This window comes from Streptomyces sp. NPDC028368 (assembly GCF_055565615.1).
The window spans coordinates 284,541-307,819 of sequence record NZ_JBVHTY010000004.1 but is presented as its reverse complement, the minus strand read 5'-3'; the positions used below and the strand labels follow the sequence as shown (position 1 = coordinate 307,819).

At 67.4% G+C, this 23,279-nt stretch carries 23 protein-coding genes and 4 pseudogenes; 17 read left to right on the top strand and 10 right to left on the bottom strand.

Features of this window, described 5'->3' with window-relative positions; all coding sequences use genetic code 11:
• Positions 1 to 28: 28 nt before the first annotated feature.
• Positions 29 to 313 carry a hypothetical protein gene (locus ACZ4S3_RS11370; RefSeq protein ID WP_467930559.1) on the top strand — a complete coding sequence of 95 codons (285 nt, stop codon included), beginning with the start codon at positions 29 to 31 and terminating at the stop codon, positions 311 to 313.
• Positions 314 to 709: 396 nt separating this feature from the next.
• On the opposite strand, the gene ACZ4S3_RS11365 is transcribed toward ACZ4S3_RS11370, so the two are convergent.
• The gene (locus ACZ4S3_RS11365; RefSeq protein ID WP_467930557.1) at positions 710 to 1,264 is read right to left on the bottom strand and encodes a PASTA domain-containing protein; all 555 of its coding nucleotides are present in this window, start codon (positions 1,262 to 1,264) and stop codon (positions 710 to 712) included.
• Between the two features lie 250 nt (positions 1,265 to 1,514).
• Here ACZ4S3_RS11365 and ACZ4S3_RS11360 point away from each other — a divergent pair, with 250 nt between their 5' ends.
• Genes ACZ4S3_RS11360 through ACZ4S3_RS11350 form a run of 3 tightly spaced genes read left to right on the top strand, consistent with a single transcriptional unit; the run spans position 1,515 to position 3,333 of the window.
• Positions 1,515 to 1,721: a hypothetical protein gene (locus ACZ4S3_RS11360; RefSeq protein WP_467930552.1), complete on the top strand. Its 207-nt coding sequence runs from the start codon at positions 1,515 to 1,517 to the stop codon at positions 1,719 to 1,721.
• The gene (locus tag ACZ4S3_RS11355) at positions 1,703 to 2,083 is read left to right on the top strand and encodes a M23 family metallopeptidase (RefSeq protein ID WP_467930550.1); all 381 of its coding nucleotides are present in this window, start codon (positions 1,703 to 1,705) and stop codon (positions 2,081 to 2,083) included. The genes ACZ4S3_RS11360 and ACZ4S3_RS11355 overlap by 19 nt, the downstream gene beginning before the upstream one ends.
• A gap of 50 nt (positions 2,084 to 2,133) precedes the next feature.
• The gene (locus ACZ4S3_RS11350; RefSeq protein ID WP_467930545.1) at positions 2,134 to 3,333 is read left to right on the top strand and encodes a hypothetical protein; all 1,200 of its coding nucleotides are present in this window, start codon (positions 2,134 to 2,136) and stop codon (positions 3,331 to 3,333) included.
• Here the strand turns inward: ACZ4S3_RS11350 and ACZ4S3_RS11345 are convergent.
• Positions 3,317 to 5,134: an asparagine synthase-related protein gene (locus tag ACZ4S3_RS11345; protein WP_467930540.1), complete on the bottom strand. Its 1,818-nt coding sequence runs from the start codon at positions 5,132 to 5,134 to the stop codon at positions 3,317 to 3,319. The two genes, ACZ4S3_RS11350 and ACZ4S3_RS11345, sit on opposite strands and share 17 nt — an antisense overlap.
• A gap of 1 nt (position 5,135) precedes the next feature.
• The gene (locus ACZ4S3_RS11340; RefSeq protein WP_467930535.1) at positions 5,136 to 5,768 is read right to left on the bottom strand and encodes a lasso peptide biosynthesis B2 protein; all 633 of its coding nucleotides are present in this window, start codon (positions 5,766 to 5,768) and stop codon (positions 5,136 to 5,138) included.
• A 270-nt stretch (positions 5,769 to 6,038) separates the two neighbouring features.
• Between ACZ4S3_RS11340 and ACZ4S3_RS11335 the strand changes: the two genes are divergently transcribed.
• The 4 genes and pseudogenes from ACZ4S3_RS11335 to ACZ4S3_RS11320 all read left to right on the top strand — a co-directional run bounded on the left by ACZ4S3_RS11335 (position 6,039) and on the right by ACZ4S3_RS11320 (position 9,349).
• Entirely contained in the window at positions 6,039 to 7,214 is a 1,176-nt protein-coding gene (locus ACZ4S3_RS11335) for a DUF6424 family protein (protein WP_467930529.1), read from the top strand.
• A 679-nt stretch (positions 7,215 to 7,893) separates the two neighbouring features.
• On the top strand, positions 7,894 to 8,115 hold the full coding sequence (locus ACZ4S3_RS11330; RefSeq protein ID WP_467930522.1) for an LGFP repeat-containing protein: 222 nt from the start codon (positions 7,894 to 7,896) through the stop codon (positions 8,113 to 8,115).
• A gap of 57 nt (positions 8,116 to 8,172) precedes the next feature.
• Positions 8,173 to 8,766 (top strand): annotated as a pseudogene (locus tag ACZ4S3_RS11325) (N-acetylmuramoyl-L-alanine amidase); the annotation flags it as partial.
• A 13-nt stretch (positions 8,767 to 8,779) separates the two neighbouring features.
• The gene (locus ACZ4S3_RS11320) at positions 8,780 to 9,349 is read left to right on the top strand and encodes a glycoside hydrolase family 25 protein (RefSeq protein ID WP_467930517.1); all 570 of its coding nucleotides are present in this window, start codon (positions 8,780 to 8,782) and stop codon (positions 9,347 to 9,349) included.
• 3 nt (positions 9,350 to 9,352) lie between these two features.
• Here the strand turns inward: ACZ4S3_RS11320 and ACZ4S3_RS11315 are convergent, their stop codons facing one another.
• A complete protein-coding gene (locus ACZ4S3_RS11315; protein ID WP_467930513.1) occupies positions 9,353 to 10,924 on the bottom strand; it encodes an esterase/lipase family protein in 1,572 nt (523 codons plus the stop codon).
• Between the two features lie 255 nt (positions 10,925 to 11,179).
• Between ACZ4S3_RS11315 and ACZ4S3_RS11310 the strand changes: the two are divergent.
• Positions 11,180 to 11,410, top strand: a pseudogene (locus tag ACZ4S3_RS11310) (hypothetical protein); the annotation flags it as partial.
• 149 nt (positions 11,411 to 11,559) lie between these two features.
• Here the strand turns inward: ACZ4S3_RS11310 and ACZ4S3_RS11305 are convergent.
• Complete coding sequence (locus ACZ4S3_RS11305; RefSeq protein WP_467930508.1) at positions 11,560 to 12,342, bottom strand: hypothetical protein; 783 nt, start codon at positions 12,340 to 12,342, stop codon at positions 11,560 to 11,562.
• 140 nt (positions 12,343 to 12,482) lie between these two features.
• Positions 12,483 to 12,726: pseudogene (locus ACZ4S3_RS11300) on the bottom strand (M4 family metallopeptidase); the annotation flags it as partial.
• 429 nt (positions 12,727 to 13,155) lie between these two features.
• Here ACZ4S3_RS11300 and ACZ4S3_RS11295 point away from each other — a divergent pair.
• Together ACZ4S3_RS11295 and ACZ4S3_RS11290 are read left to right on the top strand one after the other, a co-directional pair.
• The gene (locus tag ACZ4S3_RS11295; RefSeq protein WP_467930506.1) at positions 13,156 to 14,493 is read left to right on the top strand and encodes a S8 family peptidase; all 1,338 of its coding nucleotides are present in this window, start codon (positions 13,156 to 13,158) and stop codon (positions 14,491 to 14,493) included.
• Positions 14,490 to 14,738 (top strand): hypothetical protein, encoded by a 249-nt coding sequence (locus ACZ4S3_RS11290; protein WP_467930502.1) that lies wholly within the window; start codon positions 14,490 to 14,492, stop codon positions 14,736 to 14,738. Before ACZ4S3_RS11295 ends, ACZ4S3_RS11290 begins: the two co-directional genes overlap by 4 nt.
• A 466-nt stretch (positions 14,739 to 15,204) precedes the next feature.
• On the opposite strand, the gene ACZ4S3_RS11285 is transcribed toward ACZ4S3_RS11290, so the two are convergent.
• Both ACZ4S3_RS11285 and ACZ4S3_RS11280 read right to left on the bottom strand, forming a co-directional pair.
• Positions 15,205 to 15,834, bottom strand: a complete 630-nt coding sequence (locus ACZ4S3_RS11285; RefSeq protein WP_467931543.1) for a class F sortase — start codon at positions 15,832 to 15,834, stop codon at positions 15,205 to 15,207.
• Between the two features lie 47 nt (positions 15,835 to 15,881).
• Positions 15,882 to 16,691, bottom strand: coding sequence for a hypothetical protein (locus ACZ4S3_RS11280; protein WP_467930498.1), 810 nt, complete (start codon positions 16,689 to 16,691; stop codon positions 15,882 to 15,884).
• 239 nt (positions 16,692 to 16,930) lie between these two features.
• Between ACZ4S3_RS11280 and ACZ4S3_RS11275 the strand changes: the two are divergent.
• The 3 genes and pseudogenes from ACZ4S3_RS11275 to ACZ4S3_RS11265 all read left to right on the top strand — a co-directional run.
• A pseudogene (locus tag ACZ4S3_RS11275) lies at positions 16,931 to 17,177 on the top strand (IS5/IS1182 family transposase); the annotation flags it as partial.
• Between the two features lie 191 nt (positions 17,178 to 17,368).
• Positions 17,369 to 17,866: a hypothetical protein gene (locus ACZ4S3_RS11270; protein ID WP_467930494.1), complete on the top strand. Its 498-nt coding sequence runs from the start codon at positions 17,369 to 17,371 to the stop codon at positions 17,864 to 17,866.
• Positions 17,867 to 17,885: 19 nt separating this feature from the next.
• Positions 17,886 to 18,860, top strand: coding sequence for a ribosome-inactivating family protein (locus tag ACZ4S3_RS11265; protein WP_467930490.1), 975 nt, complete (start codon positions 17,886 to 17,888; stop codon positions 18,858 to 18,860).
• On the opposite strand, the gene ACZ4S3_RS11260 is transcribed toward ACZ4S3_RS11265, so the two are convergent.
• On the bottom strand, positions 18,827 to 19,156 hold the full coding sequence (locus tag ACZ4S3_RS11260) for a hypothetical protein (RefSeq protein WP_467930486.1): 330 nt from the start codon (positions 19,154 to 19,156) through the stop codon (positions 18,827 to 18,829). The two genes, ACZ4S3_RS11265 and ACZ4S3_RS11260, sit on opposite strands and share 34 nt — an antisense overlap.
• Positions 19,157 to 19,400: 244 nt before the next feature.
• On the opposite strand from ACZ4S3_RS11260, the gene ACZ4S3_RS11255 reads away from it, so the two are divergent.
• A complete protein-coding gene (locus ACZ4S3_RS11255; protein WP_467930481.1) occupies positions 19,401 to 19,808 on the top strand; it encodes an ester cyclase in 408 nt (135 codons plus the stop codon).
• Positions 19,809 to 20,200: 392 nt separating this feature from the next.
• Here the strand turns inward: ACZ4S3_RS11255 and ACZ4S3_RS11250 are convergent, their stop codons facing one another.
• The gene (locus tag ACZ4S3_RS11250) at positions 20,201 to 21,106 is read right to left on the bottom strand and encodes an NAD(P)H-binding protein (RefSeq protein ID WP_467930477.1); all 906 of its coding nucleotides are present in this window, start codon (positions 21,104 to 21,106) and stop codon (positions 20,201 to 20,203) included.
• A 402-nt stretch (positions 21,107 to 21,508) separates the two neighbouring features.
• On the opposite strand from ACZ4S3_RS11250, the gene ACZ4S3_RS11245 reads away from it, so the two are divergent.
• Both ACZ4S3_RS11245 and ACZ4S3_RS11240 read left to right on the top strand, forming a co-directional pair.
• Positions 21,509 to 21,940: a hypothetical protein gene (locus tag ACZ4S3_RS11245; RefSeq protein ID WP_467930472.1), complete on the top strand. Its 432-nt coding sequence runs from the start codon at positions 21,509 to 21,511 to the stop codon at positions 21,938 to 21,940.
• 439 nt (positions 21,941 to 22,379) lie between these two features.
• Complete coding sequence (locus ACZ4S3_RS11240; RefSeq protein WP_467930468.1) at positions 22,380 to 23,240, top strand: slipin family protein; 861 nt, start codon at positions 22,380 to 22,382, stop codon at positions 23,238 to 23,240.
• The last annotated feature ends 39 nt before the right edge of the window (positions 23,241 to 23,279 follow it).

The window sequence follows — 23,279 nt, the reverse complement described above, 5'->3', positions numbered from 1 at the left end:
CGCTCCCTTGTTCGCTAGCATCCGGACCGTGAATCAAGACGACGAGCCGGTCTTCAAAAAGAGCCAGTGGGGGACGAACCGGTACGTCTACAATCCCGACAACCCGGTGGGCCTTGCACTGATCGTCATTAGCATGATCTTCGTGGTGGTGATGATGGTCCTCATGAAGAAACAGGCGGGTCCCTTCGCTCCGCCGCCTGAGCCCACGCCGTGGAGCCCACCGCCAGTGGAAGAGCAGCCCTGGCCGAACCCCTCACCGACAGCAACTCCCCACACCAGAGTCACACCAGGACAGTCACCAGGGCACCAGTAGAAGCCGCAGTAGGACATGGAGACGTAGCAAGTCCGGAAGGCGAAGAGCGGCACGTCGCGACACAGCAGATGAACCGCGCCTTCGACGAGCTGTCGATCAAGTTCGCCGCTCCAGGGGCACACCGGCTTCAGACGCGAGCACCGGCGCCGGTGGTGGGGCATCCGTGGGGCCAGGCGAATCTTGACTGAACGAGCCCTTCCCCGGCGTCCGGTCGGTCATGTCGTTGCTGAGATGGGCAGCAAGCTCGGGCGATGCGGAGTGCGGAGGCTCGGGTACGAGGCCGCTTCACCAGCGAAGGAGGCACCGACCCACTGGCGAACGGTCCTGATCCTCCGTCAACTCGTGAACAGCTCAACCAGACTTGACGGGCTGCAGCTGCCCTTGCCTCGTCAGAGATCAAGGAAACGTCACCTTCACCGCCGTGCCTCTGGGGACGGTCGCTCCTTTGGTGGGGTCCTGGCGGGATATGGTGGCCGGTTCTGCGGATGGTCCCGAATCGGGTGCCGGCTCCAGCTTGAGCGTGGTCGTGCCCAGTTTCGCGGCCGCCTCAGCCCTGGTACACCCGAGCAGATTGGGAACCACTTCCTGGCCCCCGAACGCGGCACTGAGCATGTCCTTGCGGGCATCCTCGGCGACCTTGCCCGAGAAGTAGAAGGCCACCGTCGAGCCGACGGCCGCGGCAAGCGCTCCGATCAGTGTGCTGCGGAGGTTGGTGTCGCGTACGGCGAAAGCCACCGCGCAGAACACCACGAGGCCGGTGACGAGTGCCATGGCGACCCAGCTGCGGACGATGCTGTCCGACGACGCCGAGCGGCTCGGCACAAGGCGCCGGGCGACCACCAGGACGACCCCGATGGCCACGACGGCGGCCACCAGGATCCACAGGAGAACCTGGACATGCCCCCAAGAGATGGTCGCCGGGCCATTCGTCTGCAGCCGGAGAACTCGCATGGTTCCGTCCTCCCACCAGCAATCCGGAAGACCGAGGAACGGTGGCATCCCGCCGGCGACAAGCCTGCCTCGCTCATCGTCCGCAATGCGAGGCGCGTCAGTTTCGAGTCTCGTCGCCGATCCATCGGTCCGCAAACGTTCCGCGGAGTTGCATGGCCTGGTCCGCACCGGCCGAAACTGATGACGTGAGGCTTCTTCATTGCCTCGCGGGGCGCGCGCTGAGCCGGGCCACGGTGAGCGAGGCGTCGATGTGCACGCCTTCACCGAGAAACCGGACGGCGTCGGCCGCCAGGTGGGTGAGGACTTCGCCGCACCGCCGGGCGCCCCCGTGGTCGCCGCACGCAACGGAACCATCTTCTGGTCGAACGGCAAGGGCGGACCGTACAGCCATTGGGTCGGGCTGCGCGCCGACAACGGCCATGTCCACACCTCTGCCATGTGTCGCAGCGGCAGGTGAACGACGCTCAGAAGGTCACCGCCGGCCGGCAGCTCGGCAAGGTCGGGGCCACCGGCAACGCCACAGGGCCGCACCTGCATCTCGAGATGTCCAAGGGCCACAAGGGCCACAGCTGGTCCTACGGCGACGTCGCGAAGCCCACCTGGCCAACCACCGGCTCGCACGTGCGGCGGCATCCGGATGGCGACCCGATGGATCGCCACGGACGATGGTGTTCGAACCCTCGGCGCGGCGGCAGATCTCCTGCAGTCCGCGCTGCACGCGTGCAGGGACACGACCGGCGGCCTCAGGAGGTAATCGCGTGCGGACTCCCCCGAGGCCTCACTCCCACTCGCACCCGAAAATGCGACAGCCCTCGTTGAGAACCTGGCAGTCGCGGGTGACCCTGGCAGTGATCGTGCTGGTCCTCCTTATGACCACGCTGTTGCTGGCTCGGTTCGGCCTCGAGGACTTCGCCCATGATCTGACCTTCGCCGGTCGCATCACCGGTGCCGTCCTTCTCGTGGTCTCGTTCACCACGCTCGTGGCCGCCGCCGCGGTCCTGGACCACTACATCCGGCAGAGCTTCCCCTACTCAGGCCTGGTCGCGCTGATCGGCACGTTCGCGGCCTTGCTGACCAACGCCATGCTCCTGGTGCAGACACTCAAGAACGGCGATTCCGTGGCCTACCCGGCGCTGTTCAGCGCGCTCACGGCGGGTTCGGCATACGCTGTCTTCGCGGTGTGGCGGACGTCGGTCGCGATCCCCGCTCCGAAGCGGGTGGCCGCCGCGCTGATCGTCTCCTCGGCCATCGCGATCGCCAATTTCGGCTACCAGAACCTCTATCAGCCGTACCAGCGACAAACCAGGCCTCTCATTACGTTGTCCATGGGAAAGCCGGTGCTGAGCAAGGACCGCACGGCATTCGCCGTACCGGTCGACATCACCCTCCGGAACCACGGCGACACGGGTTTCTACGTACTCGGCACCGAGGTCCACGCCATGGGGAAAAAGGTGCCGCTGAGCCCGAAGGACCGGCTCCGCCAGCAGTGGCGGACCGATGCCGAGCAGTGGCGCGGCTCCTCGGAAGTGAACCCGCTCTCCCGCCGGGAGATGAACCAGCCTGGCGAGTTGGTCGAGGCGAAACCGTGGATGCAGGATGGAAATTGGGTTGAGTCGAACGACACCTTCGCCACGCGAGTGGTGGTGCAACTGCCCATGGACACGCCGTACGACCAGGTGGCGTTCTATGCCACCGCGAGCCTCGCACGCAAGGACCGGCTCGTGATGCAGTCACCGCTCGACTTCGTGGCGTACTCCTGGGGTACGCAAAAAGTCCCTGGATGGGTGAAGAAGCAACAGAAGGGCGGTGTTGACACTCTCATCTCCCGTGCCAGGGTGCACGAGAACAATGCGATCGACGAACACACGAGGGACCCGCGTGTCGTCACCGTCTACTGGACGTTCGGCCCGCACGGCGCGAACGTGGGGTCATCCATTACGCGAAAAGGCGAGGAAAGCCACCAAGCCCCACCGGCGGAAGCACGCGAGCTGGCGAGCCGGTACGGCCTCGTCGACCTCGTCACCGGCCCGGTCGAGCGGACCCTGTGGGACATCAAGAAACAGCGGTGACGGGCACCGCCGCGCCGAGTTCGCCGGAACGCCGGTCCAATCGCTCCAGCCAGGCCACCAGGGCGAGCGAGCTGTTCACACGATCCCAGGAGTACGAGTCCCCCAGGCCGAGCTGGGCCTCCCGCACGGCCCGGCACAGCGTCTCGACGTCGAACATCTCCGCGATCAGCGGATGTCGGGCGGAGCGGCACATGGCGATGAGTTCGTCGCCGTGTGTCCGCAGGCCGCGGGCATAGAGGTCGTTGAAGGGCACCTTGACCGCCCTGCCGCGGATCGAGGCCGGGAGCAGATCCGCCATGGCCTCACGGAGAACGGCCTTCGGACGACCCGGCCGGAACGTGGCTGCGGCGGGCAGGCGGCTCATCGTGGCGACGACCGCCGGGTCGAGGAAGGGGTGCGAGAGGAAGAACCCGTCCCGTCGTGCGCGCTGCCAGGACAGCAGGTCGGGAGCGGCGACGTAATTGGCGGCGTCGTAGAGCGACTGTTCCGGCTTGCGCCCGAACACGAACCGGCTCTCCGCGATGCCCGCATCCCGATAGCCGTGAGCGCGCGCGAAGCCGGATCGCAGCCATCCGGGGCGGTTGAAGGTGCCGAGGCCGCCGAGCACCGTTCCGCCGCGCAGGAGCGCGGTGATCCGTTCGGTTGCCAGCGGAAAAGCCGGCTGCACCACGTAGTCGCGGACGATGTCCCGCAGGCCCCGCTCGCTGCCCGCGGCCCAGGCACGTGCCTGCTCGGTCATCTGCCGGAGCTGTCCCGTGCGGGCCAGCCTGTGCAGGTGGAACGGGTTGGCGTCCGCGATCGGATCGGCCCCGCAGCCGGTCAGGAGCGTGTCACAGCCCAGTTCCGCGGCCGCGGCGTGAAGCCTGGCCCAGAACGGGGCGCGGAAGGCATGCGCATGGGGCTCGTCGGCGTCTCCCGCGTGGTGCTGGAAGTCGTCGAAGTCGGCTACGTCGTCGGCGTCGACGATCACCGGGCGGGCCCCGGGTGTGTGACGGCGGATCTCCTCCACCGCGACGTCGAGGTACGGCCGCTCCGCGGCCAGCTCCCCGCGGGAGAAACGCCCGGCGAGCAGGACCAGTTCCCCGGCGCCGCCCTGTTCCGCGGCCAGCAGGCGTGCGGCGAGCAGCGCGACGCTGGTGGAGTCGGTGCCGCCCGAGACATGGCATGCCGTCGTCGTGCCCATGCGACGTCCGACGGCGTTCTCCAGCGCGAGGCGCAACTCCTGCGCGGCTTCGTCGAGGCCGGACCCGTCTGCAGTCGGCTCGGGCGGGTCGGTGGCCCGAGGGGCGCGTCGCAGCGTACGACTGCGCATCTGCCCGGTGAGGGACAGCTCGACCACCTCGCCGCCGAGGACGCGGTGCACCCCGACGAAAGGGGTGAGGTCCGAGTGCGGTTGCGCCATGTTCCCGGTGAGGTATCGGCAGAAGTAGCGGGGTTCCAGCTCTGTGACGCTCCCCAGCCAGCGGACCGAGGTGCTTACGGCGCTCACGCGCCCACCGGACTCCCTGAAGAACAGCGGGATGCGTGCCTGCTCGTCGCGCGTCAGAAGGATGCGGTCGCGGTACACCAGAACAGCCGCGTAGTCGCCGGTCGGCAACGGCGGGGCGGCCCCCTGCCTGGCGGAGTCGTCGAGGAGGCCGCGCGCGCCCGCCGCCCGGTCACGGGCCGAGCCGACCCAGCCGACGACCGCCGCGGTGCCGGCCCGCGAGGAGACCGTCGTCACGAGTCCCTGACGCGCCATGGCCTCGCTGGTCCGGAGCCTCGGTGCGCCCCCGGCCCACTCGAGGCGGAGCGCATCCATGTCACTGTCCTCCGCAGTCGATCGAGAGCACCGGTGTGAAGGCGTGCCCTCGCGGATCGGCGTCGGGGATGCACAGGCCGCCCGAGGCTGTCCACGCGTGCAGGGCGAACGGGTGTTCATGCACACCGACGTGGAGTACGGCTTTCAGGCCACACCGCCGCAGCAGGACAAAGGCCGTCACCGCCTCGGACTTGCAGTCGCCGTTGACGAACCAGCTTCTGCTGCTGCGAAACTGCACTGCTCGTTTCAGCCGTCCGACCTCCTCCGCGGAGGGGAGATCCGCACGGGCGTAACCCGGGGCGGCCAAGGACAGCAGCCGGAGGACGCGCCCGAATCCAAGGGTCCGGATCAGCAGGTGCACTCCACCCAGCCAGAGCCCGACGCCGACGTCCGCGTATTTCTTCCGGCGGCCCGTCGCGCACCCGGCACGCATGAGACCGGTGACAAGTTCGGCGCGTTCCTCAGGGCTTCCGGAGGCGAATTTCTGGACTTCCGTCGTCGCCAATCCGAGAAATCGCGTCCGCTTCCAGTCCGCGATCAGCGCTCCGTCGGTCATCCGGGTGACACGGCAATGCGGTGACAGGATCCTTGCCATGGCCGCCATGGCTGCCAGGGCATCGGGGTCCTCTGCCACCGCATATCCTCCAGGATTCCACCGTGAATGGTGTCAGTGTTGGTATCCGTGACCGTCGTAGAATCCGCCGCTGAAGCCGCGGATCAGACGGCCGTTACCGAGAAGGACGAGCCGATGCGGCTTACGGCGCCGCAGCAATCGGTGAAACATCGCCTACCTCCAGAACCGTCAAATCAACTCCAGGCTACTCTCCCCCGAATGCCCCGCAACCAGACTGCCGACGTCAATCGGCCGACGTCCGGCACCTTTTCGGATCGGTGACGAGGCTGGTTGACGACATCTCTCCGCTTGGCTGTCGGAACAGGGGGTCACGATGCGGCGAATGCTGCGGCGAATCGCCGAGGCCCTGGTTGCGGTGGCCGCTCTGTCGTCACACCGCAGAAGTACGGCGGCGTTAGGGGCCTTGCCCACGATCATCATTCTCCAGTCGCTGCCAGCTCCAGTCGCTGCCGGCCGGGTTCTCCAGTCGCTGCCGGCCGGTTCGCGGAGCACGATGGAAACAGGGGGGGGTTTCGCCCCGCGAGCCGGTGGCCAGCCCGTGAGGCCGAGCCAAGGAGGCCAGCCATGGGTCACCCCCAACCCCAGCCGGGCGGCGTCGAATCGGAAAACCATCCGTGGAAGATTCGTCTCGTCGAGCACCCGAAACGCTTTGAATCGTCGTATTTCCGGGCGGCCAAAGCGACAGCACAGAAGATTCTCCACGCCATGGACGACGCCGACCTGCCCTACGGGCCCAGGCCGACAGATCCGAAGCAGGAGCCGAAGAATTCCGAGCGCTGGGAGATGCACCACGGCGGCAGCCTGTGGGTCAAGGGCTCCCGCGGCTGGTGCATGTACCGCGCCCGAGTCGGCATCGAGTGGAGCATGCAGTTCTGCGCCGACCCCGAGAAGGTGGACCGGCTCCGGCAGGATGCCGCCCAACTGGTCGACGCCTTCCCGCTCACGCTGCCCGCCCTGGCGGAACTGGGCTACAAGCGCGCCGAGGAGCTGCTGCGCACGCCGATCAAGGACGCCGACGGTGTCGAGGCGTGGACCGACTCCCTGTTCAACGCCTGCGTGCCCCTGAGCCACGGGAACCACCAAGGCATCCTTCCCAGCGTGCCCGGTGAACACCACTACCCCTGGCCGGTGAAGGGCGCGGACTTCGTCCGGTACGACGACTTCCAGCTGTGGGTGACCCTGCCCGACGGCACTCACGGCGCCGTCGCGCCGGTGGACCGCCGCGGCTCCGGCGACGGGCACGTCCGCCTGGCCTTCGTCCCCGAAGGAAGCGCCGCCGCCCCCGCGGTCGCCGAGGCGCAGGACCGCGGGTTGATGGCCGTCCTGCCTCCGAACAGCGATGTGGCCCTGCAGGCCTTCGCCCAGCAGGTTCCCCCCGGCCGGCGCAGCGCCTCCGATCCGCTGTCGCCCGACGCGACACGAGGCGGCAGCGACACCGTCGGCTAAGGGCTGTCCCGTTTAGAGAGGCTCCAACCGCCGCCAAGCGGTCAGGGAAACCTGCATGGTGCGTTGATGACGCATCGTGAAGTACCGGCCGAGGTGGGGGTTCGTGTCTCGTTTGGTGACCCTCGGCCGTCGGCCTCAGCGGCCGTTCCCCACTCCTGGAAGTGAATCGAGCAAAGGTCCATCCCACCGGTCCGGACCCGCTCGCAGCCGTCGGCCACACAGGCCCACCGGTAGACCTGGTGGGTCCTGCGGGACGCAGATGATGACGTCGCGGAAAGTCGGGTCGAAGGACGGGGCGCCGATCAGCGCGGTGAGGATCTCCGGCCGATCCCGCCCCACGCGGTCAGGGCGGTCCGTGCAGAGCGGCGGCAAGGACTTCACGGTCACTTCGTCTCACCCCACACCGTGCGGAGCGCGGCATCGAAGGCCGGGGCGTGGACGTCGACGTGCCCGGGTAAGCCCCGTCGACCATCGCGGGTGAGACGCAAACCTCCCGCATTTGGGCGTGCAAAGCCGACGGTGGTTCCGGTGCCTGCGTCGCGCTCCGGCCGGGCAGGTTGATCCAGATGCCACAGTCGAGGCGCAGCGCGAAAATGGAGATAACCCGTGACTGCCCCGGGAGGGTTCCCTCACCGCCATCGACGAGAAGTGGGGGCAGATCCCCTGGATCGGCGCACCGGTGGACGCCGGCGCCGGCCATGAAGTCCACGGTGCCATCCGCGAACTGTGGCAGCGCACGGGATGGGAACGTTCGTTCCTGCGCTATTCCGTCTCGGATGAAATGGGGCAAGGAAGCAATCGCAACAACAGGTTCCATCGCGACAACGGGTTCCAGGACGGGCATTTTTCCTGGACCCCCGCAGGCGGCCCCGTAGCGCACCACAGCACGCCCATCGACTGAGTCCCCCGCAACGGGGGGGTTCGTTCAGGAACCCTCCATCGCTGGAGGGAGGACACCATGGCCGTACCTATGACCGCGGACCAGATGCTCCGGGCACTCCGCAGCGAAGACCTGGTCGTCGAGGAGACCCGCGACTGGCGCCACCACAACCGCAACCACAAAGGTCCTTTCAACAATGTGAACGGCGTGATGATCCACCACACCGTCACTTCCGACACGAAGAACACCGTCAAACTCTGCTATGACGGCCGCCCGGATCTCCCCGGCCCGCTGTGCCACGGCGTCATCGGCAAGGACGGAGTCGTCTACATGGTGGGCAACGGTCGCACGAACCACGCCGGCGGGGGTGACGACGATGTGCTTCGGGCCGTCATCGACGAGAGGCCGCTGCCTCCTGACAATGAGCAGAACACCGACGGCAACGCGAGGTTCTACGGATTCGAATGCGAGAACCTCGGCGACGGAATCGACCCCTGGCCGGAGGAGCAGCTCGAGGCGATCGAAAAGGCAGCAGCCGCGATCTGCCGCGCATACGACTGGCACGCCGGCAGCGTGATCGGCCACCTGGAGTGGCAGCCCGGCAAGATCGATCCCAAAGGATTCACGATGGATAGCATGCGCGCGAGGATCGCCAGGCGCCTCGCCGCCGCCTAAGGAGCTGACCATGACCGTCAAAGGAATCGATGTCTCGTCATTCCAGCCGGAGCAATACCACACCGACGGATTCGCCTTTGTATTCATCAAAGTTACGGAGGGGACGACCTACACGAACCCCAAGTGGGTCGCTCAACGTAAGACCGCACGAGACGCCGGAATGGTGACCGGCTTCTATCATTTCGCCCGGCCTGGCTCCTTTGAAGCCCAGGCCGATTTCTTCCTCTCCAAGATCAAGCTGGCGGAGGGGGATATTCTCGCCCTCGACTGGGAGGACCATGACGTCTCGAACTCCTTCAAGGACAACTGGATCAAGCGCATGCAGCACAGCGCGCCCGAGCACAGGACGGTTCTCTACTGCAACCGGGATTTCTGGCTGCACCGTGACAGTACGTCCTTCGCCGGGGACGGCCTGTGGATAGCTCAGTACAACGGCAATCCCGGTCGGCCCGACATTCAGCACCCGTGGATGTTCCACCAGTACACCGACGACCCGGTCGATACGAGCGTCGGAAACTTCAAGGACAAGGTGGCACTGCGCGATTGGTCCGCACACCGGGAGCTGGCTTCGTTCGGCTGAAGCTCAGCTGAAGCGGCTCGCTGTGAGGCGGAGTCGGGACTCGCTGCCGAGGATGGGACGGACCACCTCGGGCATCGGGATCTCGGTGTGCAGTTCCTCGCCGTCCCCGACCATCCGACATGGTTCCGCAGCGATCGGGTCGGTGTCGTCGATGCTGCCGGGGACGCCTGAATTCCATGCCGCCCAGGCCTGCAAACCTGTCTCTTCGTTCAAGCCGCGACGGCCGACGTCGACGATGAGCGTGTCCTCCCAGTCGGGTACCTGCTCGAGGTGGTCCTCCCAGAAGAACCGGCCGCTTTTCTCCACGAGGTGGAAGACGCGCAGCACCAGCGTGTAGCGGGAGCGGAGCATCAGCCGGTCCTCCCGGCCGCCACGTACGTTGACCTGGTCGAGGAGGAAAGCGGTGGCCAGGGGTACGCCGCCGGTGTTGCCCTCCGCAGAGCCGTGCTGGGCGGCTTCCTGGTTCAGCTGGATGGGGCAGTAGTGGGCCGCGCGCTGCTCATGCATGACGATCGGCAAGCCCCGGACGGCCAGCCGCACCTCTGCCTGCCACACCCGTGATTCACCGGAGGGCTGCTCGGGCAGGTCCAGGCCGCGAAGGTCTGCCCGAACCTGGTAGTTCCCGAACAGGAAGCGGCGCAGGTTCTGGTAGCCCTCTTCGGAATTCACCAATCCGTAGCGGCCTGAGTGGGAGCGGTGGACGAAGGCCCGGTGGGCGTTGCGCACATAGGCGTTGTCGATGTGGACCAGCCCGTCGCTGCGCGGTCCGACCGCCTTCTCGACCAGTCCGTAGTCGGCCGCGTTGGTCCCGACGACACAGAACACTCGGCGCGCGTCGAAGGCCCCGGCCGGAATCTCGTTGGGCCGCCAGCCCGGCGGGGGATCGTCGCCGTGGGACGCCCCGGGGGTCAGATAGGCGTACATCCGATCGGGGGCGAAGATGTCCGATCCATTCGGCCCGAAGGTCTCCATCGCCCAGTCGACGAGCCCTCCGCCGAGGTCGAAGGCGATGCCGCCGTGCGGGGTGCCGTAGGTGAAGAACTTGTCCACGAGTTCGCTGCCGGGGCGGCGAGGTTCACCCGTGCGCGGATCGGCCGTGCGGGAAACCTTCTGGATCATGCAGCGTGCGAGCAGACCCCCCATGGAGTGGGCGACCAGATGCACCTTGGGGGCGCCGGTCTTCCGGCGGACGAGCTGGACGAAGTCATACAGGCGCTCTGCCGCCTTTTCGAGGTCGAATTCCTCCGGGGCCGCGGTTACGGACGTCCCGAACGTGGACGCGGCATAGTCGTAGAAGCGGTGCACCCAGATGGACTCGGGCGCAACCGCGCCATCGGCCTGCGACTGGAGATACGCGTGCTGGTCGCCGCGCACCAGGAGCTGATAGCTCTCGTCGCTCATCAGCCTCAGCAGGGGGCCCTCGAACTGGTAAAAGCGCGGCGTCCCCTCGCCGCCGACGCGAATGTGGGTGGCGCCGCTGTTGAGCCCGTAGAACGGGTCGTCGACCTGCTTGTCCACACCGCTCGGCGGACCGGCATATCCCCGCAGGTAGATGATGGGTGATCGCTCCGGCATGTTGAAACGCCTTCCCGAGGCACGTGCGCCTCGTGAGGCCGGCGCGCAGTCAATCGGTGACCAGGCCAGGTTGCGGCAGGAGCGTGAGGAGCACCAACCCGTCTGAGCCAGACGGGGCGCCCGAGCCAGATGTCGGCCGCCGGATCGTAGATGCCGAGGGAAGTGCCGTCCTGGTGGTGGGCAGCGAAGGCCGATGGCAAGCCGGCAGGAAGCGGGACGGTCTCATGGTTCCGCAGCGGACGTGCAGCATGCGCCATCGCCCGCCGCAGGGCCCGGCACGGTACCGGACTGGGCACCTATCGATAGGTGGTCGAGCGGAGTTTTGCCCGCCGGCATGGCTTCAATCACCTCCGCGTCCGTTGGGAACGGCGGCCAGACATCCACGATGCCTCCTCCGCCGTGCCTGCTGCCTGCTGCCTGCTGCCTGCTGCCTGCTGCCTGCTCACGTACGGCCAGATCAACTCACTGTGTTGGGCGTTGCAGTGAAAGGCCCAAATTTCTGGCCGCCAGTGCGGGACTTGAAGCGCCGGCGGCGTAGCCGGCAAACAGGCTAAACATCGCCGCCTGAACCTGAAGTGCCACCAAATCCCCTTTGGAAAGGGGAGGTTGGCGACGGGATCCCGACGGCGGCGTCGTCAGAGTGCCAGGTCACGGGCGAGGACGGTCAGCACGGCCCGGGTTTTGGTTTCGCCGGATCGCGGCGGAGCGACGTTGCGCCGGCGCAGGGCCTGTTCGAGCAGCTTCTCAGTCTCAGCCGCGTCGGCCGTGCCCGTACGCACCGAGACCTCGAGGAAGCGCAGGTCCTTGGCGATCCACTCCTCGATGACCACGGGGCGGGGCAGAGTCTCCCAGTCCTGCTTCCACTTGACGGTGTACACAGGGCCGAGCGCCCTCAGATCCGCGAGGTCACCCTGCTTCACTCCTGCGGCGTCCTCCAGGAGGTGGCGGTGCGGCTTGGCGAGGACGTGGTCCAGCGCTCCGGGCTCGGGCCTGAGCGCCGCCTCGACGAGCTTCGCCTCGACCTTCCGGTCGGCCTGCAGCGAAGCGGACACCACGGGCGTGAAGGCGGGGCCGGTCCGGTCCTCCTCGATCGTGAACTCCCAGCCCCCGTCCGCATCCTTGCGGTTCTTCTGCCAGTCGGGCGGCAGCGGGGGGCACGGCCGCAGCTTGACGGTCATGTCCGATTCGCGCCTGGACCCGTGGTCCCCGTCGTCCAGACGCAGGCGGAAGATGACCCCGCGGTCGAGAAAGGGCAACGAGGTGCCGTCGCCGCCCTTCCTCGGACTGTCCCAGAAGTGAATGGTGCGACTGCGGCCCTCGTCGGCCTGGAGTTCAAACGCGCAGGCCGCCTTCCTGGCCTCGTCTCCGGAAAAGCCGATCTTGATTTCCACGGCCGTGGCCGTTGGAGTCTTTGTCATGCTGCCGTTATCGCACGGCGTGCAGGGCCGCACACTCAGCGTCACCGGCCCGGTCGACGGGTGGCGGCACCTATTCGCCTTCCCGGAGCACAGGTCGACCGGTTCGTCCTGGCATTCGCTGAGCTCCGGATCGGCGCATTCGAGCGCAGGCCCTGCGCACGCACCGTGGGGGTGAAGAGGCCGGCACCGATCAGCCAGTCCGCCTGCCCGACGCCAGTCCGCCTGCTCGGCGGTCTGGCGTCGGGCAAGCTGCTTGACCAGCGAGCCGAAGACGTCGGAGGTCGACTCGTTGAGGGCACCGGACTGGTCCTGATATATCCATCCCGCGGTGAACTGGGTAACGCCATGGGTGAGTTCGTGGGCGACGTCATCGTGCGAGATGGTGTCGTTGGGGCGGCCGGAGCCACCAGGCTGGGCGATTCGGCCCGGTAGGGCCGGAACGCGGCTTCGGCGTCGGCCTGGAAGGTGTTGTGGGCGGGGCTCGCCTACCTTGGAGCTCGTAACACGATCATGGTCGGGCTCTCTTGAGGCGTCTCCAGCAGATGAGGCCGCAAGCCGGCAAGGCGGCTTCTCGGAAACACCGGGCGGCGGGGGCGGCGCTTTCCTGCCATGGATGCGGCGCTGTGTTGCGGGCCTCCGTGCCCAGTGCGACGGTGTACGGGGGGCCATGCCGACAGCCTGGCAATGGACAGCCTTGCAGGCGGCGGCACTACGCGTCGATATCGCGACTTATCCGCGCCCCACCATCCTTGGCGCCTGGCACTCCGTGAATCGGCGCGCGTCCACAAACGCGCAGAGAGAGCGGGAAATTCAATGGCGAACGGACCCATGGACAGGCGCGCCTTCGGCGAGCATCCCGAACAGCCCAATGGCCCCGTCACGGGCCAGGGTGCGGAGTACACCGGTCGATACGTGGTCCTGCTCGACCCGAGCGACCAGGAGAGCGGGCTGAACGCACTGCGTTCCTCCGCCGACATCGCGTCCGTCGAACGTGTCCGAGGAACCGAGGCCGCGAACGTCGCCGAACTCCTTGAGCGCCCTGACGTCTCGGTGCTCTTCGAGGAACTCGGCGCCGCCGTCGTCGAGGTGCGGCCCGAGAAGCGCCACGACCTGGTGACCACGGCCGAGGCGGAATCCTCGATCATCGCGGCGGAGCCGGAGCGCATGGTCTATGCCTCGCCGATCACCGCCCCGCAGCAGGCACCGACCGAGTTCTTCCCGGCCTACCGCAGCGACGAGGCAGTGGTCGCCCACCACACCAGGGCCGAAATCGCAGCTGCCCAAGGCCCGGCCTTGGACGAGCAGAACTGGACCTGGGGCCTGCAGGCGATCCGGGCCAATCTGTCCAGCCTGACCGGACGCGGTGTGAAGATCGCCGTCATTGACACCGGCGTGGACACCGACCACCCGGACCTGGTCGGGCGCATCGAGGCGTCGGCCTCCTTCGTGCCCGGCGAGGCCGTCGAGGACGGCAATGGCCACGGCACGCACTGCATCGGCACCGCTGCCGGTCCGGCAAAGCCCCAGCAGGGACCCCGCTACGGTGTGGCCTGCGAAGCCCGGATCCTCGCGGCGAAGGTGCTCAGCAACGCGGCGGGCAGCGGCACCGACGGCCAGATCCTGGCGGGCATGGCCTGGGCCGTCGCCCACGGCGCGCGGGTGATCTCCATGTCGCTCGGCGCTCGGGTCCGACCGGGTGAGCTCTTCCCTCAGACATACGAGAAGCTGGCCCAACGCGCGCTCGAGCGCGGGACGGTGATCGTCGCTGCCTCGGGCAACGACAGCCATCGGCCCCCGGAAATCGTTCCCGTCAGCCGGCCCGCCAACTGCCCCTCCATCCTCGCGGTGAGCGCCCTCGACAAGGCACTCACGCCGTCGTTCTTCTCCAACGGCGGCACCAACGGCCAAGGCGGCGAGGTCAACATCGCCGCGCCCGGCAGGGACGTGCGCTCGGCTGCCCCTGGCGGCGGTTACCAGAGCATGAGCGGCACCAGCATGGCCACGCCGCACGTCGCGGGTGTCCTCGCATTGCTCGCCCAGGCGAATCCCAACGCTTCTGCGACCGATCTCAAGGCCAGTCTGCTGTCCAGTGCGTTCCCGCTGACGCAGCCCGGCAGGGACGTCGGCTCGGGTCTGCTCCAGGCACCGTGAGCGAGTCGTCCCAGTCCGCGCCGGTCGGGGTCATCCTCGCGGTCGACCCCGACCGGTTCGCGGACGTGGTCAAGGCCTTGCGCCGGGCCGGGTTGACGGTCACGGGCGAGCAGCCGACGCTCGGCACGCTCTCCGGCACCGTCGCCGAGGACCGGATACCGGCCCTGGAGACGGTCGACGGCGTCGAATCCGTCGACCGGGAGCGCACCATCCAGCTCCCCCCGCCCGACTCCCCAATCCAGTAAGTCTGCGAGGAACGCCCCGGGCTTGAGTCCGGGGCGTCTTTCTCCCGGAATGCTCCCGGATGAGCTCCCGGATGAGCTCCATCGAGTGGGAGAAAGTCCCGAACTGCCCGGCCGCGCCCAGACCCGACCGGCCATGACCCGGATCAACCATGGCGCCGCGGTGATCAGTGCGGGCGGCGGACTCGACGTCCGTTCCTCAGGCGGGGCACAGGTGCTGGGTGTCGGGCAGTTCAGCACCGGCCGCCTGAGGGCCGTCGACGCCCAGTTGCGGAATGCACCAGGCGGACGTACGAGACGAACCTCCCAGGCTGCTGGAACTGTGCGCCCGCCGGATGACGACCCCGCACGCCGACGGGGGACGCCAGGTGCCGGCCCCGCGACGCTCTGGAGGCGCCGGCACCTGGCACCTGGCACCAGCACCGGTCACCCGGCAACCGGAGCCCGGCTATCTGGATCGGTGGCGGTGCTATTCCGCCCCGGCCAGCTCGGCGAAAACCACCACGTTGTCCGGGTAGTAGTGCTGCGATGCGTCGTACTGCCCCCCGCACGTGATCAGACGCAGCCCCGCATGATCGATGTTCTTGTAGACCTCGATGGTGGGGAACTTGTTCTTCGGGTACTGGGCGATGCGGCTGACAGTGAACTTCGAGGATTTCCCGTCCGTCCGTGCAACCTCGATCGCGTCACCGGGTTTCAACGCGGACAGCCGCTGGAATACCCCCGGCTTTCCGTTCCAGGTGACATGACCGGCGATGACAGCCGGGCCCTTTTCGCCGGGAGCTGGGCCGGGCGTGTACCAGCCCGCCTTGTCGGGGTCAGCGGGCGTTTCCATCGTGCCGTCCTTCTTCCGGCCCAAAGGCTCAAGGACGGACGAGATGTTGAGCGACGGGACGGAGATCCGCTGTGGAGCCGACTTCCCCGCTGCACCCCCCGTTTCCTGCTCACCGCCTTGACCACTCTCAGCTCCCGTTCCTGTTCCCGTTCCTGCTCCTGTTCCTGTTCCCGGGGCGGCCTGGCCGCCCCGCGCGGACTGCTGTTGGACAGGAGGTGACTGCGAGACCGGCGTCTGGCCCCCGCATCCGCCGAGCAGCACCATCGCTGCGGCAGCGGCACAGGATACGGCTTCGCGCTTGCCCCAGCCCCTCACGCGGCGCTCCGTCCGGTCGGCTCGGCAGAGGCGGTCGAGCGCCTTCTGCGGTTCAGGAGCAGCGCTCCGACGGCTGCTACGAAGGCAAGCCCGCCGGCGCCCACCAGTGCCCCGGGGACCCCGTCGCTTGTGGCCGTGCCGCCACCCGTCTCCACGCCTCCCACCGGAATGGACCCCACCGCCGCGCCCTCCACCATTCCGCAGTCCGCGGGCGCGGTGGCTTCCTGGGGCAGTTTGGGATCGAGCTCGCTCTTGCCCACGCCGAAGTCGTACTTCTTGTTGCCGTTCGGGTCGATGCCGTGCTGCACGATGTGGAGGTCCTTGATGTGATCGACCACTTTTTGGGACACGGGGATGGTGCGCTCGTAGGAGAGGTTCCCCTGGGCGTCCGCCTTGGGCATGCGGTCGACGGCGAGCCCGCTGTCCGGGCTGGTGTCGCCGTCGGTGGTGAGCGAGATGTTGATATCGCCGTAATGCACCGTGGCTTCGGTGTTGTTGATGATCCCGTCGCCGTCCGTGTCGGCGCTTGCGTCCGGGCACTGGAAGTCATGGCCGTCGGTGGAGCCGTGGAGGTGCTGTGCGTGTGGCTGGCCCGGCACAAGCCCCTCCGACTCGATCTTCACGGTCAGCCGGGTGCCGTTGAGACTGAGCAGCGCCGTGCCCTTGCCCTGAGAGTCGTTCAGCTGGTCCAGATTGATCTGGTACGCCTTCTCCCCGGCGGTAGCCGGAGCGGCGGCACCCGAGAGGACCAGGGCGGCAGGCAGAACAAGGAGGGCGGCGAGGCGAGCGGTGCGGTGGGATGTCACGGTCGTTCGTTCCCTTCCGGCGGAGTCCCGTCCGGGATCGCCGTGGTCTCGTCCGAAAGGCCCGTACAACGATGCTTCTCACGGCTGGGGGACCGCTTGTTGTTGCCCGGGCACAAGTGGTCCGTAGTACGACGCCCATTGACGCCGCGCTCAGCACACCGCTCGATGTGGCGCCTTGTCTAAAATCGACGGATTCTCTTGACAGGTGCGTCTCTCATATGTGGCACACAGGGTCCGTTCTCCGGCGGCGCCGCTGTGGCTGCACCACCGGTCAGCCGGAGCGCAAGGACCAGCGAGCCAACCGCCGGCGCCGTGGTAGCGCACGGCCGACCCACCAGCTTCGACACAACCTACAAACGACGAATCGACATCGAGCGACCGATCAACGCGCTCAAGGGCTCCCGCGCTGTAGCCACCCGATTCGACAAGAGGGCGCACATCTTCCACGGCACCGTGACCGTCGCGGCTCATGCCTCGCCTACGTGAAGGCTCGCGTTGAGCAGTCGTCAAAGGAACGTTGATCGCGGCTTCCTAACGTTTCTGGCGCATCGATCTCCGATCAACGGCGAGGTGAAGTACGCATGCTGTTCCGCACGCGAGGCAAAGGCAAGGTCTCTTCCTTATACGCCGGGGCGAACGCGCCCCGGCGGCGGACCGCGGTCATGGCCGGGGCGCTCGTGACTGTGTCCGTGGTGGCGCTGGGGACGGCTTCCGCGGCGCCGCAGGGTTCGGGGGAACCGACGAAGGCCGCTGTGCAGGCAGCTCCGGCGGCCGACTCGGCGCGTGAGCACTGGCAGCCGCCGACGGTCCGGACCGACGGCCCCGAGGACCCGAAGCCAGGCGAGATCAACACCGACTACCTGATCAGTGAGGTATCGCCGGCGCAGTTCAGGGGCTACTGGTACCAGTCCCACATCAAGGGCGTCAGCGTCACGTGGGTGGCGCCCTCAGGGCGGGATCCGTACAACGGCTGGGACTGGATCGAGATCCAGGACAGCAACGGCAAGCGCGTCACGTGGGACTGGGCCTGCGGCAACGCCAACTGCGGCGCGTACGGTTCGACCCTGATCGACGCGGGCCTGACGAGGGGCAAGGAGTACAAGGCCCTCTACTACAGCGACGGGGGCCGGGTCACCAAGGGCACGCTCCAGGCCGAGTTCGAGTTCTGGGCCTGACATGGGAGACACGGAAGAGATGACGCGCAGGGTTGGACGGGCCGAACGGTCCGAACGCGGGCCGGTACGGCGGCGGTTGGTCAGCGCGGCAGTGGTGGTCTCGGTGCTGGCGGGCACGCTGGGCGCGGGAGAGGCGGTCACCTACGGCGCACCGGCCCGGCCCGGACAGGACCGGAGCGCCCAAGCCCAGCTCCAGATGCAGGCGCAGCCGAGGGCGGTGACGGACGACGAGGATTTCGCCGACCTCTATACCCGTACGGTCGCGAACGTCCGCGGCTCGATGCTGGGAGAGCAGAGCGTCCGACGGCCCGGCGCCGGCCACCTGATCCAGAACCCCGACCCCGGCGCCTTTCAGTCGATCTACATCGGACGGTTCACCGAGGACGAGTTCATCCTGGGCGGCATGCTCCGAGCAGTCTTCCGCCGGTCCGACAGCTATCTCCTTGGGTTCTACGTGGAGAACCGGGACGCGACCCGCCGGGTCTTCTACACGTTCACCGAGCAAAGGAACGGCCGCACGGAGGACATGATCCCGGACAACGTGTACCCGGGCGTCCGCAGGGAGCACTTCGGCTGGGGCGTCACCTACCGGGGTCTCCCCCAAACCACTATCAGCCGGAGCCGCCTGCGGGAAGCGGCGCTCGCCATCTTCCATCACGACCCGAACACGAGCACCCACACGTTGGAGACCGGAGTCCAGGCACTGGCCGTGGCCCTGGCCGAAGGGGCGCGGTTCCAGGCGATTCCCGCGCAGATCGCCCAAGCGATCCGTGGCAGGACGTCCTGGGTCGTGGGCGACCACGCGGACGAGATCAGGAACTGGGACCAGCGCTCCAGGGTCGTCTTCCAGGCACGCGCCGCCGACCCGACCGGCTATGGCGAGGTGTGGCAGCAGCGCCGTGAATACAACTGGAACGGGGCCCATGTGCTGCTGACCGCGCTGGACCTGGCCCGCCGGATCTACCTGATCAAGCCGCCGACGAGGAAGGGCTGACCTTCACAGCACCACACAAGGCACTCACCGGGAGCAGCTGCCGCCGTGCTCCACCGCGTGCCGGAGGATGCACTGCTGCCACTGCGCCAGTGCCTCGGCGCGGTCGCCCCGGCGTCCTCGGTGACGACGAGCGCGTCGGCGGCCATCGCGGCCAGCCGCACCGCGATATGGCAGGCGTCGCGCGGGGAGAGCGGACGCAGGAGTTCCACGGCCCCGTCGCTGTCGCCGGCCGGCGGGCCGCACTTGGGGAACGCCACATCGTCCACCACGCACACTTGGGTATAGACGGTATCCACCCGATCAAACAGAACAGTGATCCCGGCAGGACACCCTGGAATACGCGACCGGGCGACATCGGCGCAGTCCAGAAGCGCGGGGTGGTCGCATTCGGCTTGCCTGCCCGCGGAAATTCGCGAGGGTCTTCACCTCCCGTTCCAGCAGGCCACCTCAGGCCGCCAGACCTATCGTGGAGGGGAGGAAGGGGCAACTCCACATCCTGGATGTGCAGTCGCCCAGGACTGCAACGTCAAGGAGCGCGTCATGTCGCGCAGCAGCAACGTCGCCGTCTTGGAGAGCTTCGGATCAGCGGTGAACAGTGACCACCTCGGCGAGCTCGAGGAATACGTGGCGCCCGACTCTGTCGACCACGACCCGGCCCCAGGACAGGTTCCTGGACCCGAAGGTTATGAGGAGATGTTCGCCACGATGAGGCGAGCCTTCCCGGATCTCCACATCGAGGTCGAGCACGTCATGGCCACCGACGACGAAATCGCGTTCGCATACACCATCACGGGCACACACCTCGGTGAACTGATGGGGCACAGTGCGACGGGAAAGACGGTGAGTTACCGAGGCATGCAGATCAGCCGGTTCGCCGACGGGAGAATGGTTGAGCGCTGGGGCAGCAGCGATGAGCTCGGCATGCTGCAACAGCTCGGTCTCACCTGATCACCGCACGTCATCCGTAGGCGAACCCGGCCCAGGAGCTCGTGCGCGTCGCCGAGTTCGGTGGTGGGCGTTGGCCACAGCGTGCAGGCATAACCGGGCGGTCGGTGGACATCCGAGCTGGTGGGCATGTGATTTTCGGGAGGTGCCAGTGCAGCGGCGGCACTCACTACCCGGCGTGGGCCTCCGCTTCGGCGGCTTGCCGAACCGGGCGCGGCGCGACGTTTCGACAGATCAGGGCTCTCCTGCGCAGGTTGCATTGCATCGTCTCCTCGGCCGGTTGGTGAGAGATCCCGGTCGGTTGCGGGCCGGCACGGCCAACGAGGGCCGGGTCCGCCACGGCAGTCACCCAAGGGACGGTTCTTGTGCAGCGGCGTGGCCCGGCCGGAAGGGGGTCAGCCCAGGTAGAAATCCCTGCGAGCGGCCACGAACGCCTCGATCGTTTGGGCAGGTACGCCCGTGACGCGTTCGACGTCGTCGGATCTGCGGTCGTAGCGGTTTTCTTGGTGCAGTCGGGCCATGGTGGCGATGTGCTGTTCGGTGTGCGGCGGCAGCCCAGCCTTGGCGAGCACCTCGGTCCGCCACCGGTCCAGCGGCACGTCGACATAGGACACCAGAATCCCCAGCGCTCGTGAGAACTCCTCGGTCATCTCGGTCATGTCGACCGTGCGTGGCCCGGTCAGCTCGTAGACGTGCCCGATGTGCGGAGCCGGGTCGCGGAGCACGGTGGCGACGACCCGGGCGACGTCGTCCACGGCGACCGGCGATGTGCGTCCGGTGCCGAACGGCAGCGCGATCGTGCCGTTGTCCCGGATCGATTGCGCCGCCAGCGTGGTGAACAGCGGATTGTCCAGGAACGCCGTCGGCCGGATGTGGACCACTGGCAGACCCGACCAGTTCAGTACCTGCTCCGCCAGCCAGTGCAGCCGCTGCTGATGCGACTCCGCGGTGCTGGTGGCGGTCATCTGCGACACCGTCATCTGGGACATGCCAACCAGGCCGTCCAGCTCCCCCTGCTCGCGCGCCACGCTGGCCACCACGGTCGCCGCCAGCAGATGGTCCGGCGATACGGGCATCGCGAAGTACATCCGCCCGACACCCTTCAGCGCGGCCGCGACGCTCTCGGGTCGGGTCAGATCTCCGATGACGACCTCCGCGCCGAGCGCACGCAACTCCGCCGCACGCTCGTCGTCGTGGCGGACCATCGCGCGCACCGGCACGTCCTGCGCGCGCAGCTGGTCGAGGACCGTGCGGCCCACGCCACCGGCGTTGGCGATGAGAACAAGATTGCTGGCAACCAACGGTCGATCTCCTTGTGAGTGGCTGAGCGGGGGTTTGATCTTTGATCACACGTGCGTGCGTGGGAACGATTTTCTGGCCGTACCGGCCGAGCCGTACGGCGGAGCTATATGGCGGAGCTGTATGGCCGAGCCGGCTCCGTGGCACGAGCGTGGCGAGACGCGGCGCCTCGTACCATCGCCCGCCCCGGGAGGCGTCCGAGGCCGGGCGCAGCTGCGGAAATCGACCACCCCCGTGCTCGAGCTGCTCGGGTCTCGCCCTTGGCGACCGCGCGCCGGACCGTCAGCGAGTCCCCACTGCTGCGCCTTGCCACGATGCTGCCCGTCCAGGCGTCCCGATGCGAGGCAGGCCGGTCAGAGCCTCAGGCATGATGACCGGCACAGCCCGTGGAGGGTCGTCCAGATTTGCGCCGGCTCGGCATCTACATTCCGTTGCGTCACTTCGATGTGCACCCCACGGCCCGCTTTCTGATCAGCGACCTGTCCTTCGATCTCGACTTGGTGACGGAGCCGAGGGCACCGCACGGCGCCAATGAGATCACTTGCCTGGCATTGGTCGATGACATCCACACCGACCGGATAGCTTTCGTGAGCGCGAGTCGGCAGATCGCCGCATCGGGAGTTGCGCACCGCTTCCGCGGTGACCCCACCGCGCCGAGCCGAGAAGTCGATCTGTATCGGGATACCTGCGCGATCCTCACGAATGCCGGAGTCCAGGTCCTCATCCTCGACACCAGCAATGCCACCCCATCGGAGGTCGCAAGCCGATCGCCGATGCCATCCCGCCCCTGCCACTACCGTCGGTGGCCTCAGCCACCAGCCCCCCAGGAATCATGAGCGAACAACTGGCACAGCCGTCATCGACACCCACGTCATCGTCCGCGACGGCGACAAGATCCTCCTTTCTCAGCGGGGCGGCTCGTGCAGGTCGTGCACTTCCGGCAGGACGATGAGGTGGAGCGGATCGGCTTCTTCTTCGAGGCCACCGAGGGGGAGGGGCCTCCCCGGTCGAGACGCACTAGCCGGACCGGCCGCCCCGGGGGGACCGGACGGCCGCCCGGGTGGAGCGTAGCGGGGCCGTTCGGCCCCTGATTTCCTCGGCGATGCGCGCGATGCTGGACGTGAGGCACCGCCTACGGCTCACCATGCTGCCGGGCTGCCCAGCCTGGTCACTGCGAGAGAGGCGGCCCGCTGGCCGTGCCACGAGCACCCGCGCCGTGCCACGGGCACCCGAAGGCTACCGCTGCGATCGCGGGGCCTTATGGAGGAGCGTCACATGGGAATTCTGATCCTTGTCGTGATCATCGCCGTCGTCCTGGCAGTGATAATTCTGGCCATGGCCATCAAGGTGGTCAGGCAGTACGAGAGCGGAGTGCTGTTCCGGTTCGGCAAGCTCGTCGGGACACGTTCCCCGGGACTGCGATTGATCATCCCGTTCGTCGATGTGCTGCACCGGGTCTCGCTGCGTATCGTCACGCAGCCGATCCAGTCCCAGGGAATCATCACCCAGGACAACGTCAGCGTCGATGTCTCGGCCGTCGCCTATTTCAGGGTCGTCGACGCGGTCAAATCAGTGATCGCCATCGAGAACGTCGACACGGCTATCAACCAGATTGCGCAGACCACGCTCCGCAAGGTCGTCGGCAAGCACTCACTGGACGAAACCCTTTCGGAGACCGACCGCATCAACCTGGACATCCGTCAGATCCTCGACGGCACGACCACTGAATGGGGCATCGAGGTCACCCTGGTGGAGCTGAAGGACATCCAGTTGCCGGAGACCATGAAGCGGGCCATGGCCCGGCAGGCCGAGGCGGAGCGGGAGAAGAGAGCCAAGGTCATCAGCGCGCAGGGCGAGTCGCTCGCGGCAGCTGCGCTCGGCGATGCTTCGGACACGATGATGCAGCACCCGCTGGCGCTTCAACTGCGCAATCTGCAGAGCCTGGTGGAGATCGGCGTGGACAAGAACACCACCGTCGTCTTCCCGGCACCGCTCATGAGCACCATCGGCGAACTCGGCTCCTTCCTCGCCAGGGAGAAGGGCGCGGCCGAGGCAGCCGAGCCCACCGCCGTGCCTGCCGACCTCGGCAAGAAACTCCCCAGCACGGCACCGAACGGGACGGCCAGCAGCGGGTGACCATTCCCCAGGCGGAACGGCGAACCAGATTTGATGCGC

What these genes read in the sequence shown, in the direction of transcription:
- ACZ4S3_RS11365 (WP_467930557.1), bottom strand. Translation starts at nt 1,264, where the DNA reads ATGCGAGTTCTCCGGCTGCAGACGAATGGCCCGGCGACCATCTCTTGG.
- ACZ4S3_RS11350 (WP_467930545.1), top strand. Translation starts at nt 2,134, where the DNA reads ATGACCACGCTGTTGCTGGCTCGGTTCGGCCTCGAGGACTTCGCCCAT.
- ACZ4S3_RS11345 (WP_467930540.1), bottom strand. Translation starts at nt 5,134, where the DNA reads ATGGATGCGCTCCGCCTCGAGTGGGCCGGGGGCGCACCGAGGCTCCGG.
- ACZ4S3_RS11320 (WP_467930517.1), top strand. Translation starts at nt 8,780, where the DNA reads ATGACCGTCAAAGGAATCGATGTCTCGTCATTCCAGCCGGAGCAATAC.
- ACZ4S3_RS11315 (WP_467930513.1), bottom strand. Translation starts at nt 10,924, where the DNA reads ATGCCGGAGCGATCACCCATCATCTACCTGCGGGGATATGCCGGTCCG.
- ACZ4S3_RS11305 (WP_467930508.1), bottom strand. Translation starts at nt 12,342, where the DNA reads ATGACAAAGACTCCAACGGCCACGGCCGTGGAAATCAAGATCGGCTTT.
- ACZ4S3_RS11295 (WP_467930506.1), top strand. Translation starts at nt 13,156, where the DNA reads ATGGCGAACGGACCCATGGACAGGCGCGCCTTCGGCGAGCATCCCGAA.
- ACZ4S3_RS11285 (WP_467931543.1), bottom strand. Translation starts at nt 15,834, where the DNA reads ATGGTGCTGCTCGGCGGATGCGGGGGCCAGACGCCGGTCTCGCAGTCA.
- ACZ4S3_RS11265 (WP_467930490.1), top strand. Translation starts at nt 17,886, where the DNA reads ATGACGCGCAGGGTTGGACGGGCCGAACGGTCCGAACGCGGGCCGGTA.
- ACZ4S3_RS11255 (WP_467930481.1), top strand. Translation starts at nt 19,401, where the DNA reads ATGTCGCGCAGCAGCAACGTCGCCGTCTTGGAGAGCTTCGGATCAGCG.
- ACZ4S3_RS11240 (WP_467930468.1), top strand. Translation starts at nt 22,380, where the DNA reads ATGGGAATTCTGATCCTTGTCGTGATCATCGCCGTCGTCCTGGCAGTG.